Genomic DNA, 18,112 nt, shown 5'->3' on the forward strand with positions numbered 1-18,112 from the left:
AATTGATGGTATAACCTTCCAATACAACCCATGTTGGAGGGTTGTTTGGCATGCTCATTAATCAATATAACACAAGTTCTCATGTTGTTTTGCTGGTAATGTTGACAAGCTATTAGCTGGTATAGCTCAATGAAAAGGAAGCAGTTGCCGTGGGCAAGCTGCTTCATCATCTGTAGAACTAAAGTCTCCCGTTAGCCCCAATCTTGCCCTGTCCTGAATATTAGGGGGTCCAAAATTGGTCGAATTATCATCCATTGACCTGAACTCGACTTTAAAGTCGGTTTCAATTGTCGTTTCTTCGAGAATTTGTGCAACCTTGAGCTTGATTAAATTGAGCAATTGATTATAATTACGTTTATATGATTAAACGAATGAACATAAAGGATGGATCGTATGAGCGGGAGAACTGCACATATTCTGCAACAATTTAAAGAGTGTATCCCATTATTGGAAGTGCTGACCGATGAAAACCGCCAAGCTATTATTATGCTGCTAGCACACAACAAATCCGGCCTGAATGTTAATACGATATCAGGTAATGTAAACTTGTCTAGACCGGCTGTATCCCATCATCTAAAGGTATTGAAACAGTCTGGTTTTATTACATCAGAAAAAAAAGGTGTAGAAAATTATTATGTTCTGACTGTCCGTAAACCACTTGAACAACTTAAATCATTAATCGGTGCTGTTGAAGACGAGTGTAATTGGACACAGTGAGTGCTAAAGGAATTAAAGGGAAACTGAGACAAAGACTTCCCTTTGCATAATTAGTTTATTAGATTAAACCAATAAACATAAGAGAGGAATAATTAAATATGAAAGCCATGATCATTGAGAAGTATGGGAAAAACGTTCCATTGGTGATGACAGAACAACCTGTGCCTAATATCGGAGAACATGATGTGCTTGTGGAAATTCATGCTTCCAGCTTAAATCCTATTGATTTTAAGATTAAGGAAGGGAAAATGAAATTTCTTTTGAAGTACAAATTTCCTCTAATCTTAGGAAATGATTTCGCTGGAGTTGTAGTCAAGGTTGGCGAACGGGTTAGTTCCTTTAAACCCGGAGATGAAGTCTACGGGAGACCCCGCAAAAACCGAATCGGAACATTAGCCGAATTTATTGCTGTTCACGAGGAAGATATTTGGCTGAAACCGAAAAATCTAACCTTTGAAGAAGCAGCGTCAATCCCGCTAATTGGACTTACGACTTATCAGGCTTTTACTGATATTTTAAACTTACAAAAAGGCCAAAAAATTCTGATTCATGCAGGTTCGGGTGGCGTAGGGACCTTCGCCATTCAATTAGCCAAGCTGATGGGCGCCTTTGTTGCTACAACAGCAAGTGATAGAGGCTATGAATTGGTCAAATCATTAGGGGCCGATCTTATTATTAATTATAAACATGAGAATTTCGAAGAACTGCTTACCGGATATGACGCAGTCTTTGATACTTTAGGCGGAGCAGCTTTGGAAAAATCATTTCGCATTCTGAAGCCAGGCGGACAAATCGTATCCATTTCCGGCATCCCTAACGCCAAATTTGGAAAAGAGGCAAATTTGGGCTGGGTGAAAACAACAATTTTGTCCATTGTGAGTCGCAAGATCAAAACTCAAGAGAAGAAAAATCAAACGAAATATCACTTCCTGTTTATGAAGCCGAGTGGGTCGCAATTGAAGATATTAAAGGACTTTATTGAAGGAGGTCTAATAAAGCCTATTATTGATAAGATATATCATTTGTCAGATACCGAGCAAGCATTTAACTACCTGGAGAGCGGACGGGCCAAAGGAAAGGTAGTCATTAGAATAAAGTAATTCTAGAAAGAATCCAACCAAGCACAATCTCTTTTTCGACTGCAGACTGCAGCCAAGCCGGCTGCAGTTTTTGTTACACTTTATGAACTTGTAAGCGGCAGCCCATGACTTTTTTTCGTCGTAGGCTGCCGCTTTTTTTATGGTAAAATTAAACAATCTAAGCTTGCAAAAGGGTATTCAAGCAAACCGCTCCGATCTCGCGCACGCGGATCGTGAACAGTTCTTTTCCGGTTGTACGGCCGATGAGCTCCCGGTATTCCGCAACCGCCGCATGCGGCAGAACGGCGAGGATGACGCCGGCAAAGCCGCCGCCGTGTACTCTGCAGGCGCCTTCGCCAATCCGGTCAATGAACCGTTCGGTAATGGCGAGGGTTAGCGCAATCCCTTGTTCGCGGGACACGGACTCCTGGTAAATGTTCTGGAGCCATTTCCACGAGGAATTGCCGGAAGCGGTAATGAGCTTCAGCACCTTCTGCCATTCGCCGGCATTTATGGCTTCTACCTGCTGCCCGACACGGTCATTCTCTTCCAAATAGTGCAGCGCGCGCAGCACCGCCCGGTCTCCGACAGTATCGCGCAGTTCCGTGAGACGGCTGTAAATCATCTCTGCCGTCAAATCGCGGCAAACCTCAGCGCCGAATTGCTGCGCGACCGCCCGCATCTCGTTCGGGATCGACGCGTAATCCTCCGTCAGGTCCGCATGGTTGCCGCCAGTGCTGACAATGACAAGGCTGTAGCCAGCGTCTTCGAAGGTACCTGGAATTGGCTCGATTTGCGGCTCTGTCGGCTCTTTGAAGTCGATTGTAATCATTCCGCCGTATGCGCAGGCCATTTGGTCCAGCATCCCGGAGGGCTTGTTCCAATAAAGGTTTTCAGCATGCTTGCCGATGCGCGACATCATGACCGCATCCAGGCTGCCTTCATTATAGAACGTGCTCAGAATCTGACAGATCAGCATTTCAAATGAAGCAGAAGAGCTAAGTCCTGACGCCGGCAGCACGCTGCTGCTCACGTAAGCATTGAAACCGCCGATCCGATAACCGTGCTTCTGGAAGCCGTGCGCAATACCGCGAATAAGTGCGGCCGTTCCTCCCTCGCCTTCCTGTGGCTCCAGATTGTCCAAATGGATGACGGCCAGACCTGGATATCCTTCGGAAAACACGGTAATGACACCGCTGTCCACTGCTGCCGCAGCCGCAATCGTATCCAACTGAATGCTAGCCGCCAGCACCCGTCCATTGTTATGATCGGTATGATTACCGCCAATCTCCGTGCGGCCCGGCGCGCTGAAGTAGTTCAGCGTCCCAATCTCTCCGTAATTGGCAAGATAGCCTTCCATACACCTCCGGTACCTGCCAATTTGCTGCTCCTGCTGCTCCCGGCCGTACATCGTCTCCAGCAATTGCTGTGTCTCATCCAAACCAAATAGCTGTTCGAAATGTTCGTTCATCCTGAATGGTTCCTCCTGACCTTTACTGTTTATGTAGTAGTTGTTATATCTATTGTAGTCGAAGAGCGGCATTCACGGATAGGATGAATATGCAAGCAATAGGCGGTTTTAGAAATCCAATCCTCCGTTAAGGATTGGCATGTTTGATTACCTTTTATAAGGAGCGTGGATTTGAATGAAGCAGGTGCTTATTCCGAAGGCATTACAAGAAATGTTAGGTGAAAGGCAATCTATTGGATCTATGGCGTCCATCCTGCTATTTGGGGCAATTCTGAGCATAGCTGCCGTTATGCGATTTCCCGACATGTATGATGGAATACCGCTATGGCAGAGGGTGCTCTCATTCCTGTTGATCTTTGACATCTTTTGCGGATGCATCGCGAACTTCACGGAGTCTACGAACAACTATTACGCCGCTCGTCATAAAATGCGCCTCCTCTTTATTGCCGTGCACGTTCACATCGTTGTGCTGGCCTTACTGCTTGAAACGGATGTGATGAATGCCGTCTGGGTTTGGTTATACACGATTGTAAGCGCGTTTGTCATTAATGGGTTAACGGGGCCGCGTCAGCGTTTCGTTGGGGGATTGCTGCTGGCTGGCGGCTTAGGCTGGGTCCCGATGCTTCCGAATATGGAGCTCTTTACGCTCATTGTCAGCTTATTGTTTATGTTGAAGGTTTTATACGCTTTTAGCGTGAACCACTACGCCAAATAAAAGTGAAGCTCGCAATTGTTGTCCTCAACACCGGCCGAATGGATGGTCCCGGACTGGACCAAGGTCCGGGTTCGATTCCATCCGTCAGGAGGATGATGAGACTTAGAAGAAAGAGCTACAATGAGAGCAACAATAAGAGAAAGCGTGGTTGTATTCATGAAGAAACAAAGCGCCTTGCAATCGTGGAAAATGCTCATCCTGTCGCTTCCCAAGGGGATCGCAGCGTTCGTTATTTTGGTAGCCGGTTTGTCCGTAAGCCTTCCGCTATCGGTATTTTTGATCGGTGTGCCTCTACTGGCTGCAACGCTGGCCGCGTGCCGGGCGATAATGGTGGGAGAAGGAAGGTACGCGACAGCCTGGTTCCAAGGTAAGGAGAAGGCGGCCGTTACCGCTCCCCAGGGGACGGCACCCGGCGAACAGCGGGGATGGCGGCCCTGGCTGTTGTCTGTTCTGAAGGACGGCAAATCGTACCGCGGCATTCTGTTCGGGATCATGCAGCTTCCGATCGGCATCGCGGCGTTCACCTTTGCTATCGTGCTGCCCGTAACCGCTTTTGCGGTTCTGCTCTCGCCGGCTGCTTACGAGGTAAGTATGCGGCTGTTCGATTTCAACTTGTTTTCGCATAAATGGGGGCTGGACCTGTTGTTCGACTTGGACTTGACGTCCGCCCAACGCTCCTGGATCGCCGGCGGGGTCGGCTTGGTGTTTACTTTGCTGCTGCCGCTCATGCTTAAAGGTCTTGGCCGCTGGTATGCGGCTTGGGTTATGAGCGTGTCGGGCCCCGAGCCCGTTCACCGTCCTAACCCGGAAGGGACCTATGGCGGGGGCAGTTACGCCATCCCAATGGAAGCGCATGAGATTGCTGCGACCCAATCGGGACGACTTGTCCCGTCATTCGGCGAAACGATTGGCGCCGCCGATCTTCCAACAAGATAATAACGGTTCTAGAACTTCCTATAAGAGCAAACCGGCATCTGGTGCTCGTATAGGAGGTTTTTTTCTATATGGAATGTAAAGTACGTACTTTCAGGGGCAGGATTGCCTCATGGCGCGCCGAATAATCCCTTCATGCAGCTTCTATTTTATAGGGGCTGGTGGAGGGCAAGCTTTTGACGGTGGGGTTATCAAAGACATGTTTCGTTTTTTTAAGCGCAAAAATAAATGTTCTATGCCTCCGCAAGTCCGCATTTCAATTGAAGAGCAGCTCGCCAACTTGGGTAGAGTGGGCATTACGCTCAAAGAGAATGTAGAAATCAGGGACATAATCGATTTTGAGATCGGCGATTATGAGGAATGCCCTTACATTCATCTTCTTATGAGTATGGGAAGGGAAAGGGAAGGCGTTGGTGATGAATACCCGTCAAACGATGTTTGGTGCTTCGACCGCGAATGTATCGAGGACCACGGGGACTATGCCTATGGATTAAAACGAATTGCAGATATGCTCGTGCCGTTTATAAGCGTAACCGACATTCAGGACTACGTGGATATTGAAGCAAGCGAAGTATGGATCGCTTTTAAAGCTAACGGCAAAGATTATTGTTACTCGCTTTCCGTGCAGGACGATTGGATGAGCCTTGAAGTCTTCGTCATCTTTTCTGAATTGCTTGCCGAGAGCGGCAGCAGTCTAAGATTCTTTTTTACTGACACTGGCAATGAAATTTTAGTCGTGCTTATGGACCGAAACCACTTCCGTCAGCTGAATGGGCTGATCAATATTTTTCTTCCCTTTACCCGAGCATAGGGAGAATGGAGGATAAGGTTTACCATACCGAATCACATCATTTCTAGTCCCTCGCCGAAGGCTCCTAGTTAATATTTGACAGATCAGTACAAAATGCATAAGATATATGGTAAATCAGCATAAAAGGGGGGAGAGGAAATGGGGAAAAGCGGAAGACCCCGAGAGTTTCGCGATACGGCGGTTATCGATGCAGCCATGGAGCTTTTTTGGACCAACGGCTATGAGGCCTGTTCTACGGAAGATTTATGCAAGCAAACGGGACTTGGAAGAGGAAGTTTGTATAATGCATTCGGAAGCAAGCATGTCATCTATGAGAAGGTGCTGCTTCGTTATCATGAGATCGGCATCGAAGCTCAAATTGCGATACTGCAACAGCCGGTCCCCGTCAAGGACCGCATCCGTGCTCTGCTGGATTGGGTCATCCATGAGGATTTCTCTGAAAAAGGCCGAAGAGGCTGCCTGTTGATTAACGCCGCAATGGAGCGGGCGCAAAGAGACCCGACGGTCGAACGAATTTTCAATCAACACGTGAACCGACTGGAGGAAGCCTTGAGACAAACCATCGAGGAGGGACGAAACTCCGGAGAGATCGCGCTATCCCGCGAAACCAACGAGTTAGCGAGCCTGTTCCTTAGCAGTTACTACGGATTAAGAGTGTTAAACGTCGCGGCGCAAAGCCGCGAAAGAGCGGTACAAACGGCCGAAGCAACGCTGAAATTATTGTTTTAACGTTGCAGGCCGCTTTTTCGAAATACTTTTGTACTGATCAGTAAAATATAGGGAGGTTGATCCTATGCCTTTAGCGATTTACGCATTAGGTCTTATGATTTTTTCTATGACGACATCGGAATTTATGGTGTCCGGGATGATGATTTCCTTAGCGAACGAATTTGGGGTTTCAATAGCGGCTGTCGGATATTTGATATCGGCCTATGCCGCAGGGATGATCTTGGGCGGACCGATGCTAACGAGCGCTTTTCTTAAAATAACGAGAAAACAAGCATTCCTCTTGCTTTCCTCGATTTTCCTGATCGGTCAAATACTCGGGGCCGTAGCCACTAACTACGAGATGATGCTGGCGGCAAGGATCATCACGGGGATCTCATCAGCTGCTTGCTTCGGCGTTTCCCTGGCGATTTGCTTCGACATGGTCGGGCCGGAAAAGCGTGGACTCGCCGCATCCGTTGTCCTTGGCGGTCTCATGGTCGCTACTGCGCTCGGTTTGCCGATTGCGATGTTATTTGACCAATATTTCGGTTGGCGTTCAAGCTTCTGGGCGGTTGTCGTGCTGGTGCTTATATCCGGAATTCTTGGCATTAAAGCGATACCTTCCTCTTTAAGAGCCGAATCAGTTAGTTTGCGTAAGGAACTATCAGTCTTTAAGAATGCCCATCTTTGGGCTGCCTATTCGACTAGTATGTTGATTATCGGTGCGACATTCTCGGCATTTAGTTACTTTACACCGATTCTAGATCGACTCTCTGGCTTTAATTCCTCTGCAATTCCGCTTCTTCTGGGCGTTTACGGAGCTGCGACCGTTATAGGCAACGTCGTAACGGGACGATTAGCCGATCGTTTTATGATGCCAACCCTTGTTATCGGTCTACTTTCATTGACTTCCGCATTAGTCGTATTCGGTTTCTTCGTTCGTAACCCTTATGTATCCATAGCTGCGGTTATGGTCATCGGATTGACGGGGGTGACCATGAATCCCGCGATGACAGCACGGATCGCACGCGTTGCAGGCACCGGAGCCTTAGTCACTACAGTGCATGGCTCTATTATTAGTCTGGGTATCGTCGTGGGCTCCACCCTTGGCGGGATGGCTATCGATGCCGGATATGGGACCGTCTCCCCGCTATGGGTCGGCGCTTCTTTAGGGGCGCTTGGATTAATTTCTTTACTGCCCTATCTAGCTCAGAGCAACCGTAAAGTGGCGAAATCTACCCTGAAGCCCTGCACTGACGCGTCCGAATAGCTTTTAAATGCTTATCCGCCCTCGCTCAACTAGCGGGAATGATAGTTAAATTGAGGAGTTAACGAGGCTGCCAGAAATTATGCTTGGCAGCCTCATTAAACTAAGGTCTTGAAATTAGAGTGATATTAGGGTGCTTAATCGTAATGGCATTCAAGCTAAACAATTTATTGATCGGCAGCCTTTTTACATATTGGTGACAGTGCAACTCTGACCGGCAGATAACGTTCCAATATGTGGTACAATTTTATTAAGATTCATTTTTCGGCAGTTTTGGGATGGTCGTTCATACAAAGGAGGGAAATATGAGTACATACTTAATTTTTATGTATTATGTTGTTCTTATTATGGTATATGGAATTGTAGGTTATAGGATATTCATTCTAAAGACCTCAAAATGGATTAGAGAAAATATTGGTTTGTTAGCAATAACCTTTATCATCACCTTAATTAGTGATTTTGAATATCACATTAAGACTTTAATATTTATTTTAAGTACAGGGTTACTTCTCGCCGTACTGTACAGAGCGAAGTTAAACGGCAAACGATAGTTATCGCCAATCTTAATGTTTATGGAAATCGATTAGTTCCATCGTGAATCAAAGACGAGGCTGCCAGCATAATCAGGCGGCCTCGTTAAGTTATTTTAAATGGATGCAAGTGTATGGAGGCGTGTGCAAAAATGCATTTTTTTATTGGGATCGTTCCACCTGAAGATTACAAAGAACAAATTTCGATGTTTCGTAATAAATGGGCTAAGGTATTTCGAAATCGATGGGATCACAACGGCTTTAGGACTCCGGTGGAGCCCCACATTACGGTTAAAGCCCAAAGCGGACTTACGGAGGATATGAATTGGCTTGAAAAAGTAAGAGAAACTTGTTCTTCATTTCCAATCTTCCAGTTAACTTTGTCGGAACCAGCAACATTCGGAACAGCGGTTACATTCCTTAGCGTTGAATCGAAAGAGATATATAAACTGCACAAAAACTTGGTAGATGCGGTTTCCCCGCCGCCCGAACTTATTGATAGGTATATAGAGTTAGATCACTTCATTCCACATTTGACTTTGGGTCAAACAAAATGGGGCATGAAAGAAGCAGAAATCATCGAAATGAAATTGGCTGCGAAAGAAGCGTTATCACCTTTTCCCATCTTCGATGTAACATTCGTGCGGGTATTTGATATCAAAAAAAACGCGCCTTTTGAAGATATCAAACTTGCCAAGCTGTTCTAATCGGATCATTGACGAGCTGGAATCAATGCCAATCAGGGCGAAGCTGCTGGGAACACGATCGGCAGCTTCGTTACGTTTAAGGGAGGTTAGCGGGATAGTTCATCATTTAGCCCTCCTAAGGCATAAAGCTGGCTTTTGCCAGATCAGTGAGGGACAGCATTGATCGCCAACCTACGTGAGTGTTACTTGATTCTGATGCAGCTGCCAGCTGCTTCGGTAAAATAGAGGCCTGCGTGACGCAGCAACGCATTCCCAGCAACTAATAGTACGCCAAATAGCGACAGTTTAGGACTTTATCCTTCTCGTCCGTAGCTGTCGCTGCTTCTAGTTCGCCTTTTGTTAAAATGAATACGGTCTACCCCTTCATTTTACCTTTGGGTAACGTCAAGGACCTTCTTTTTTCAAAAAGATACTGGAAGAAGTATAATAAGAAGGCTTTTTGATAAAAATACAGAAAAAATTCGAACCGATTAAACTTTACTAGCTTGTACCATTTAATTCTTTGGCCAATTTCCGTTACGCCAAAAGCAAAAAACGCATTGTTCACCACATTTGCCAATAAAAAATTTTTTAGGTTGCCGTAAGTCCATTTAAGAAGCCATAACGAAGTAACAAAAAAAGGGCCGATTTGAAAAGGGAACTCATTAAAAAGGATCGAATCGGTTTTTTGATAAAAAGCCCACCATTTTTTTTTCTTCCCGAAACGAGCGTGAATCATTTCAACAATCAAAATCAAGACGGTTGCGGGGAGGAATCGTTTTAGGCTGCGCGAACTCATAAGGGGCAATGTCAGCCACGATAGGACCACCATCGCAACATTGATTAACCAACGACTTTTAATTGACACCTCTGGCCACCATCCTTTTTATTTTAGAATCTCCTCATCCCTTAATGGAGATACAACTAAAGGTAATTACAAAATTTAGCTTCACATTTCAGGTAACATCCCCCTTTTGATTAACAGATATAAACAACAAAAAAGCGGTACAGGCTTCACCTGTACCGCCGATATTTCCATACCTGCCGACCGTTTCCTGCGGAAATCTACAGCTTATTCCGTAAGAGGCAGCGTCAATGCAAACGTCGTGCCCTGTTCCGAGCTTTCGATAAAGGCAAGCTCTCCTCCCTGAGCTGCCGCAAGCAGCTTGCTGAAGGCCAGCCCTAAGCCTAAGCCTCGGATGGACAGCTTCTTGTTCTCCCCGCGGAAGAACCGTTCGAAGATGAGCTGCTGCTCGGATACCGGAATGCCGGAGCCGTTGTCGCGAACGGTTATTTCGGCATGCTTGTCTCGGACACGCAAAGCGATATCGATATGCAGGGGACGGTCCGGATGCTTCGCTTGCGCGCTGTTATGGAGCAGGTTGACGATAATTTGCTGAATGCGGAGCGAGTCCCCTGCAATCTGCACGGGCTCGTGGGGCAGCTGAAGCGACGGCTCGGGCATGCCGTCCTCCTGCAGCAATCTCCATTGGTAGACGATTTCGCTAAGAAGCGCTGAGGCATCCAGCCGGTCACGGTTCATGGGGACAACCCCGGCAGCCAGCGCGTTATAATCGAGCAAGTCCGAAACCATGCGTTCAAGCCGTCCCGACTCCAACAGCGCGATATCAAGGAACTCGTCGGCTTCTTCGCCGGTGACGACCTTCTCTCTCACCGCATGGACGAGCCCCTTCACCGACGTGACCGGCGTTTTGAGCTCGTGGGTCAGTCCGGCCAGCATGAAGCTCCGCGAATGCTCGAGCTGCTTGAGCCTCCCGGCCATCTCTTTGAAGGAGTGGAGCAGCTCGCCCAGCTCCCGCTCTTTCGTATCGGCATGGAGGGATACGTCGTAATGACCGAGACTGATCTCGCGGGCGGCCGAAGCAACCTTTCGAATGGGGCGGGACAGCTTCCGAGACAATAAATAAATAGTCAGCCAGCCGAGCGCAGCCAGGCTCAGGAACGCGAGGCCGAAAGCCCATTGCAGATCAGGCAGCCGGGTAAGAGGGCGTGTCGGCTGAAGAATCGTGACTTGTCCAATTTTCGCCTCGTCATAGGTAATAGGGGCAATGATTGCTTTCATGCCCGGCTCCAGGGCGCGGTCGAGACTCGCGTTCAGCTTCAGGGGAAGCTCCTCCTGGGTGATCGGATCGGAAGCGTACAGCAGCTTGCCGTTATGATCCGTGACGAGCAGGCAAATGCCAGGCCCAAGATTGAAATACTGGGCGCGCTTTTGCAGAAGCTGAGTGAGATACGGCGGTACGGTGACAGTTCCGTCTTCTCCGCTAAGCCGGTCTGCAATATCCTGCGCGAGCAGCTCGACCGTCTGCAGCCGGCTGTCCATCGTCTGCTGCTTGGTCCACCAGACCGCCGCGGCGGCAATGACGAGCAGCCCGGCAAATAGAATCCAAAAATACCGGACGGTCCAATAGGAAAGAATGGAGGTTTGCTTCATTTTTCGATCCACAATTGATACCCCATTCCCCTTAATGTCCGGATATCCCCTTCCGTCTCCGGCCAGTGCGCTAACGCTTGCCGAATACGCTTGATCGACAAGTCGACCGCGCGGTCGCTGCCTTCATAATCCGCCCCCCATACATGTTCGATTAGCTGCTCCCGGGTAAAGGTCCGGTTCGGATGCTCCGCCAGAAAAAGCAGCAGCGCTAAGTCGCGCGGCATTAACGCCACCTGAGCGCCGCTCAGTGAGACATGCTGCGCCATAAAGTCGATGCACAGCCGGCCGTACCGGCGAAGACGTCCGCCGTCCGTCCATTGGGAGGGCCGTCTCAGGACGGCCTGCACGCGGGCGACGACCTCTTCAGGCACGAACGGCTTCGGCATGTAATCGTCCGCGCCGGCGTTCAGCCCATTCAGCCTGTCCTCCACCGCATCTCGAGCGGTCAGCATAATAACCGGACAGCTGCTCGTCTCCCTTATTCGGCATAGCACGTCCCAGCCGTCGATATGCGGCAGCATGACATCGAGCAGCACAAGCGCCGGCGTCTCCTTAGCGAATAATTCGAGCGCTTGCCGGCCGTCAGCTGCCAGCTTGACGCGGAAATGGGCTTTCTGCAAGTAGGCGGTCAATACGCGCGCGATAGCCGGTTCGTCTTCAACAACCAGAATGGTTTTCAATGATAAGACAGCCCCCTTTCGCTCTTTATGCTCTCATTGTAGCAACGTTGCGAGATGGTCGGCAATGTTTCCCAATTGAGGCGCCGGCAGATAAAAAAGACCGGCCGTTAAGGCTTTGCCGCCGACATCTGCTCGACACATTGGACGGGTATAATGGCCTTAGTCGGCGGCCGCCGCATAAATAGGAGGTATCGATGAAGAGAAAACATATCGTACTGTTGTCGGTTGCTTTAGTCGTTGTGATCGGAGCCGGCGGGTATGCGGCAATGGATCGTTATATGGGCAATCAAGTAGAGGTAGAGTCCGTCATGGAGGTATTGGAGGAACCGGCACCGTCCGGACAGACGAATGCGGATGAGACAGGCGGCTCCACTGCGGCCTTATCGGCTGAGCAATTAAACGGAAATTGGGCGATTGCGGAAGGCTCCAAAGTATACTGGTCGGTTACGACCTCCAGAGAAACCGTTAATTTTGTCAATGAAGCCGTAACGGGGTCCTGGACTGTGGATGTTAATGACGCGGCGGGGATGACGGGGGAGGGAGTCGTCGATATGACGGCGCTTGATTCCGGCAACAGCCAGCGGGACGGTCATGTGAAGGAGCGGGAGGATCTGCTGGCGGTAGGCGAATTTCCCGAGGCGACATTCCAGGCCGCCTCGATCTCCCCGCTGCCGGCGGAATGGACGGAAGGAACCGCGGTGCCGGTCGAAATCGCAGGCACGCTGACGGTCAAAGGCATTGGCAAGGACGTTACCTTCGCCTCGAACGCCATGTATAAGGACGGGCAGCTGCTGCTGTCCGGCACGACGAAGGTCACTTTCGCCGACTTTGGCATGACGAGTCCGCATACGGTTGTGCTGGAGACGGAGAACGAGCTTTCCGTACAGCTGGAGCTTATTTTGAATAAGGCATAACGATGGCAACAAGCCCTTCTCGGCCAACGAGAGGGGTTTGTTTTGCTTCGATAGGTCTTTTCTCCTATGCCGAAAGCCGTTACAATAGGGAATGGATGACATTAGTTCGGAAGGAAGAAAATCGTTGAATCCTATAGCCGTCATTGAACCGTATCTTCCAGACCTTAGGCTTTACTGCCGCGCGCTGGCTTCGAGCGAATGGGACGCGGAGGATTTGATGCAGGAGACGCTGCTGAAAGCATACCGGTCGCTTGAGCAAGCGCCGGAGCGGCAAGTGAGCAAGTCGTACCTGCGCCTCATCGCCAAAAACGTATGGATCGATCAATACCGGAAGCGGAAAGCCGCAGGAGATAGCGTGACCTTCGATGAAGCGCTTCATCTGGCAGAGGCTAGCCCAGTAAGCGAGCTTACGGTGCGGGAGTCGCTCGAGCAGCTGGCCGGCCGGCTGAATCCGCGGCAGATGGTGTTGATTCTGCTCGTCGACGTCTTTCGTTTCAGCGCGGCGGAGACGGGCGAGCTTCTGCACATGACGGTTGGCGCCGTGAAAGAAGGCCTGAAGCGGGCGCGCCGCCGGCTGCGGACGATGATGAACGACACGAATGATTGGAGAACGGATCGCGCGAAACCGTCAACGGGACCTTCGGACGGTATGCTGACGAAGGAAAGCTTCGAGCAGTTCCTATCCGCCTTCCGGGAGGGAGATGCGGAGGGGATCTGCACGGCATATCTCGCGCTCGCGTCCAGGGGAATGCAGGTGGAGAGCGTCTCCGTTCAATCCGGGCGGTACTCCTTCACGTTCCGCGACCCTAACGGGCATCTTATTGAAATTTTTCAAGCGAAATAGGAAGACCCCGTTTCTTTTTGAGCCCGCATTGCGTTTATAGAGGGAAAGCAGCATTTATACGCAAGGGAGAGGAAATAATGGCGATTGCAATTAAAAACTACGCGGTCATTCAACTGCCGGTCAAAAATGTGGACGCGTCGGTCAAGTGGTACAAGGATGTGCTCGGCATTCCGTTTACGTTCGAATATGCGCCTGGCGATACGGAAGCCTGGCTGAACGTGGCGGGCGTAGGACTTGGTTTAATACAGAGTCCGAAGGTGCCGAATCTGGACTTCACGAACAGCAAGGGGCAGCTGCAGCCGATCATTTCCCTGCAAGTGGACAACATTCATGAAGCGTACCGGGAGCTTCGGGAGAAGGGTGTCGAGACAGGTGAGCTGGTCTTCAAAAAAAGCGGCGGCTACAGCTTTACGCTGCGCGACCCGGACGGACATCTGTCGAACCTATGGGGCGGCTGGCCGACGGAAGAGGATGAACAGGCAAACGAATAACATGTTTACGCGCTGCAAAGAGCCGCGCTCTCTATCCTTGCGGATGGGGAGCGCGGCTTTTTTTGCCGTCAAGGGCGCTTAAGGAGTCTGGCTGCATCACGCCAATAAACAAACATTTTCCCGCATCGTTTTGGCATTATGCCCCTCCGGTTGCAGGTACAATTGGGCTTGTAAGGCTTTCGATGAGCAGGATTGCAGGAAGGAAGTGTAGGCAGTGAGCCAGACAAATTCGGGCATCGCGAATATCGCGCAAATTGAAAACGGTTCCGTGGCGAAGAAGCCGCCGAAATGGAAACACACGTGGAAGGAATATAAGAAAAATAAATACCTGTTTTTCATGCTGATTCCGGTCCTCGTCTGGTATGGCATCTTTCATTACGGGCCGATGTACGGCGTTCAATTGGCATTCAAAGACTTTAGTCCGATCAAAGGGATTTGGGGCAGCGACTGGATCGGAATGGAGCATTTTAAGTTTCTGTTCTACCAATCGCCCGACTTTGCGCGGATCTTCCGAAATACGATTTTGATCAGTCTCTACAATATTATATTCGGGTTCCCGGCGCCGATCATTCTTGCGCTTATGCTGAACGAGCTGCGGTATAAGCTGTTCAAAAGGTTCGCGCAATCGATCTCGTATATCCCGCATTTTTTCTCCTGGGTCATTCTGTCGGGTATTATCGTCGTCATGCTGTCGCCGTCCGAAGGGCCGGTGAACTATATCATCAAGCTGTTTGGCGGGGAACCGATTTATTTCTTGGCCGATACGGATTATTTCCGGCCGACGCTAGTCGTCACTTCGATTTGGAAGGAAATCGGCTGGGGCACAATCATCTATTTGGCTGCGTTATCCGGCATCGATCCGACCCTGTATGAGGCCGCAACAATCGATGGGGCGAACCGGTGGAAGCGGATCCGGCATATTACGATTCCTTCCATACTGCCGGTCGTGTCGATCATGTTCATCCTTTCGCTGGGGGGCATCCTGAACGCGGGCTTCGACCAAATCTTCAACCTATACAGCCCTGCCGTGTACGAGGTAGCCGACGTTATCGACACTTATGTGTACCGGGCCGGTATTCAGCAGTCCCAGTTCGGCCTTACCACGGCCGTCGGGCTATTCAAAAATGTCATCGGCATTATGCTCGTCCTCGGCACCAACTATGTCATGAAGAAAATGGGGCAAGAAGGGGTTCTGTAGCCAGAGTCTGCCCGAAAGGAGATGAACGTAAATGAAACCTACAATCGGCGAACATGTCTTCCAGGCCATTCTCGTCCTATCAATCTCTCTGCTATGTATCGCGACGATTTATCCGTTTCTCCATATCGCGTCCGTCTCGCTTAGCAGTCCAAGCGAAGCGAGCCGATTCGGCTTCCACCTGTATCCACGGGAGATCGACTTCTTCGCATGGAACCAGGTTCTAAGCCAAACGAAAATATGGACCGGCTTCGGCAACTCGGTATTCCGCACGGTCGTCGGCACGCTGCTGACCCTAGTCGCCATGTCGCTCTGCGCCTACCCGTTGTCGCGCAAATATTTGCCTCACCGCAGCTTCTACACGATGATCATCCTGTTCACGATGTTTTTCGGCGGAGGCATTATTCCGACTTACTTGCTGATGAAGTGGCTGCACCTGATGAATAGCGTGTGGGTGTACGTCGTGCCGGGCTTGGTTCCGACCTTCTCGATGCTGGTGCTGCGCAACTTCTTTATGGGGATTCCGACGGAGCTCGAGGAGTCGGCCAAGATTGACGGCGCGAATGACATCCGCATTCTGTTCAGCATCATCCTGCCGCTGTCGAAGCCGGTGCTTGCCACCCTTGCCTTATGGACGGCGGTCGGCCACTGGAATTCTTGGTTCGATGCGGTGCTGTACATTACCGATCAGAACAAGCAGGTGCTTCAGTTTTTCCTTCGGGAGATTGTCATCACGAATACGGACGCCGAAACGTTCGGACGGACGGTTGTTGGAAATCTCAAGTATGCGCCTGCCATCAAGGCGGCTACGATTATGTTCGCCGCGCTGCCGATTCTGATCATTTACCCGTTCCTGCAAAAATACTTCGTCAAAGGAACGATGATCGGCTCGCTGAAGGGATGACCCGGTATAACCGCGCGGCTTATCCGCTGCCCGATTATATAAAGCTTGAACTTATAAAAGGGAGGATCATAAAAAATGAGACATTGGAAAAAAATCAGCTTAGTGCTTGCGCTCGCCGTTTCGGTATTCGCGGCGGGATGCTCGAATAACTCGAATTCAAATACGGGCACAGACGCAAACTCGAGCACGAACGCGCCTTCAAACGCGTCCAACGATCAGGCATCGGATGAGACAATCACCATCGCGACCAACGCGTCGACATGGGAGATTCCAACGAACGATGACAATCCGACGCAGAAGTATCTGGAAGAGCGTTATAACGTGAAATTCGTCAACATGAGAGGAACGGACGAAAATTATAAGACGATGATCGCGTCAGGCGAGATTCCGGATATTTTCCCTCATAACATTACGGAAGCGGACATGACGAACTGGGCAAGACAAGGCGTTATAGCCGAGATCGACATGGAGGAGATCAAAAAGTATATGCCATCCTATACGGCCCATGTGGAAGAGGTGGACCCGAACGCGTGGAATATCGGCATTATCGACGGGAAGAACTACGGCGTGCCGAGAATTTGGCTGAACGGCGCCTATGGATTTATCCCGACTTACAATGGCGAATGGCTGGAAGCGATCGGCTATAAGGAGCCTCCGAAGACGATCGAGGAGCTGGAAGACGTGCTGACGAAGTTCCGCAATAACGACCCGGATAAGAACGGGCAAAAGGATACGTACGGCATCAGCGGCCGGGGCAAAGACGTACGGGTGCAGCTGTTCAACTCGATTTATGCCGCGTATGGCGTGAACCCGTACCACTTCAAGCTGGCTGCGGACGGCAGCGTGACTTGGGGCGGCATTACCGACGAGTCGAAGGAAGCCCTGAAGCTGCTTAACCAATGGTATAAATCGGAGCTGATCGATCCGGAGTTTATGACGGATGACGGCGCGCTGCTCGACCAGAAGTGGTCCAGCAAGAAGATCGGCTATATCGATCATAAAATGTACCACCATCTTTTCGGCGCGGTCGCAGGCAATACGGAGAACGGCATTACCGCTGTCTACGGCAAGGGACTGATCGGCCCGGCCGGCAAGTCGATCGTCATGTCGAACGGTCCGCTGCAGGTGCCGCTGATGTTCGGCAAGCAGGTTCAGGAGGACGAAGCGAAGCGCATCCGCATACTGCAAATGCTTGAGGACCTTGCGACAAAGGATGAAGTCTACCTGCGCACCGTATTCGGAGTGGAAGGCGAGTCCTACGATCTGGTAGACGGCGTTCCCGTCATGAAGGAAGAGTTCACGGCGACGGCCGACCCGGCGCGTGAAATGGGCATCGGTGGCTTCTATAACCCGCTTATTGAACGGGATACAGGCACATGGAAGTTCCACTTTACGCCGGACAAATTGGAGTTCCGCGATAAGGTGAACGCGGGTCTCGAAACGACGAGCGATATTCTCGGTCCGACAGCGATGGAGACGAAAGGCAAGTACATGGCGACGCTGACGACGCTTCAGGACGAGTTCTATATTAAGGCGATTATCGGCGACGAGGACATCGATAAGGCATTCGAAGGCTTCAAAAACCAATGGCTGAAAACCGGCGGCCAAGAGCTGCTGGACGAGGCGACGAAGATTTACCAGGAGCGTCAATCCGCTAAATAAAAAAGATGAAGGCTGCGAAGGTGATCAGGATCCGCTGGTAGGAGGGGTCA

The 18,112-nt window shown here is 50.1% G+C and carries 18 protein-coding genes; 14 read left to right on the forward strand and 4 right to left on the reverse strand.

Going from position 1 to position 18,112, the window contains the following annotated elements:
* Positions 1–393 precede the first annotated feature (393 nt).
* Together D3P08_RS15795 and D3P08_RS15800 are read left to right on the forward strand one after the other, a co-directional pair.
* Positions 394–717, forward strand: a complete 324-nt coding sequence (locus D3P08_RS15795) for an ArsR/SmtB family transcription factor (RefSeq protein WP_119600678.1) — start codon at positions 394–396, stop codon at positions 715–717.
* Positions 718–815: 98 nt separating this feature from the next.
* A complete protein-coding gene (locus tag D3P08_RS15800) occupies positions 816–1,817 on the forward strand; it encodes an NADP-dependent oxidoreductase (protein ID WP_119600679.1) in 1,002 nt (333 codons plus the stop codon).
* 157 nt (positions 1,818–1,974) lie between these two features.
* On the opposite strand, the gene D3P08_RS15805 is transcribed toward D3P08_RS15800, so the two are convergent.
* Complete coding sequence (locus D3P08_RS15805) at positions 1,975–3,267, reverse strand: galactokinase (RefSeq protein ID WP_119600680.1); 1,293 nt, start codon at positions 3,265–3,267, stop codon at positions 1,975–1,977.
* A gap of 175 nt (positions 3,268–3,442) precedes the next feature.
* Between D3P08_RS15805 and D3P08_RS15810 the strand changes: the two genes are divergently transcribed.
* From D3P08_RS15810 to D3P08_RS15840, 6 genes are all read left to right on the forward strand, one after another.
* Positions 3,443–3,982, forward strand: coding sequence for a hypothetical protein (locus D3P08_RS15810; RefSeq protein WP_119600681.1), 540 nt, complete (start codon positions 3,443–3,445; stop codon positions 3,980–3,982).
* A gap of 120 nt (positions 3,983–4,102) precedes the next feature.
* Positions 4,103–4,918 carry a sensor domain-containing protein gene (locus D3P08_RS15815; RefSeq protein WP_119600682.1) on the forward strand — a complete coding sequence of 272 codons (816 nt, stop codon included), beginning with the start codon at positions 4,103–4,105 and terminating at the stop codon, positions 4,916–4,918.
* Positions 4,919–5,027: 109 nt separating this feature from the next.
* Positions 5,028–5,726, forward strand: a complete 699-nt coding sequence (locus D3P08_RS15820) for a hypothetical protein (RefSeq protein WP_147381813.1) — start codon at positions 5,028–5,030, stop codon at positions 5,724–5,726.
* Between the two features lie 138 nt (positions 5,727–5,864).
* Positions 5,865–6,455, forward strand: coding sequence for a TetR/AcrR family transcriptional regulator (locus tag D3P08_RS15825; protein WP_119600684.1), 591 nt, complete (start codon positions 5,865–5,867; stop codon positions 6,453–6,455).
* A gap of 64 nt (positions 6,456–6,519) precedes the next feature.
* Positions 6,520–7,704, forward strand: a complete 1,185-nt coding sequence (locus D3P08_RS15830; protein WP_119600685.1) for an MFS transporter — start codon at positions 6,520–6,522, stop codon at positions 7,702–7,704.
* A 679-nt stretch (positions 7,705–8,383) separates the two neighbouring features.
* Complete coding sequence (locus D3P08_RS15840; protein ID WP_119600687.1) at positions 8,384–8,938, forward strand: 2'-5' RNA ligase family protein; 555 nt, start codon at positions 8,384–8,386, stop codon at positions 8,936–8,938.
* Positions 8,939–9,293: 355 nt separating this feature from the next.
* Here the strand turns inward: D3P08_RS15840 and D3P08_RS15845 are convergent, their stop codons facing one another.
* The 3 genes from D3P08_RS15845 to D3P08_RS15855 all read right to left on the reverse strand — a co-directional run bounded on the left by D3P08_RS15845 (position 9,294) and on the right by D3P08_RS15855 (position 12,052).
* Positions 9,294–9,785, reverse strand: coding sequence for a hypothetical protein (locus D3P08_RS15845; RefSeq protein ID WP_119600688.1), 492 nt, complete (start codon positions 9,783–9,785; stop codon positions 9,294–9,296).
* Positions 9,786–9,989: 204 nt separating this feature from the next.
* Positions 9,990–11,384, reverse strand: coding sequence for a HAMP domain-containing sensor histidine kinase (locus D3P08_RS15850; RefSeq protein WP_147381814.1), 1,395 nt, complete (start codon positions 11,382–11,384; stop codon positions 9,990–9,992).
* Positions 11,369–12,052, reverse strand: a complete 684-nt coding sequence (locus D3P08_RS15855; protein WP_119600690.1) for a response regulator transcription factor — start codon at positions 12,050–12,052, stop codon at positions 11,369–11,371. Before D3P08_RS15855 ends, D3P08_RS15850 begins: the two co-directional genes overlap by 16 nt.
* Before the next feature lie 194 nt (positions 12,053–12,246).
* On the opposite strand from D3P08_RS15855, the gene D3P08_RS15860 reads away from it, so the two are divergent.
* The 6 genes from D3P08_RS15860 to D3P08_RS15885 all read left to right on the forward strand — a co-directional run bounded on the left by D3P08_RS15860 (position 12,247) and on the right by D3P08_RS15885 (position 18,062).
* Positions 12,247–12,966, forward strand: coding sequence for a YceI family protein (locus tag D3P08_RS15860; RefSeq protein WP_119600691.1), 720 nt, complete (start codon positions 12,247–12,249; stop codon positions 12,964–12,966).
* Between the two features lie 124 nt (positions 12,967–13,090).
* On the forward strand, positions 13,091–13,810 hold the full coding sequence (locus tag D3P08_RS15865; RefSeq protein ID WP_240647568.1) for a sigma-70 family RNA polymerase sigma factor: 720 nt from the start codon (positions 13,091–13,093) through the stop codon (positions 13,808–13,810).
* Between the two features lie 77 nt (positions 13,811–13,887).
* Positions 13,888–14,301, forward strand: a complete 414-nt coding sequence (locus D3P08_RS15870; RefSeq protein WP_119600693.1) for a VOC family protein — start codon at positions 13,888–13,890, stop codon at positions 14,299–14,301.
* Between the two features lie 214 nt (positions 14,302–14,515).
* Positions 14,516–15,499 (forward strand): ABC transporter permease, encoded by a 984-nt coding sequence (locus D3P08_RS15875; RefSeq protein WP_240647571.1) that lies wholly within the window; start codon positions 14,516–14,518, stop codon positions 15,497–15,499.
* 31 nt (positions 15,500–15,530) lie between these two features.
* Positions 15,531–16,400, forward strand: a complete 870-nt coding sequence (locus D3P08_RS15880) for a carbohydrate ABC transporter permease (RefSeq protein ID WP_119600694.1) — start codon at positions 15,531–15,533, stop codon at positions 16,398–16,400.
* Positions 16,401–16,475: 75 nt separating this feature from the next.
* Positions 16,476–18,062: an extracellular solute-binding protein gene (locus D3P08_RS15885; protein ID WP_119600695.1), complete on the forward strand. Its 1,587-nt coding sequence runs from the start codon at positions 16,476–16,478 to the stop codon at positions 18,060–18,062.
* Positions 18,063–18,112: the final 50 nt, after the last annotated feature.

Origin of the sequence: Paenibacillus nanensis, from assembly GCF_003583765.1 — a bacterium.
In the GTDB taxonomy this organism is placed as follows: Bacteria; Bacillota; Bacilli; order Paenibacillales; family Paenibacillaceae; genus Pristimantibacillus; species Pristimantibacillus nanensis.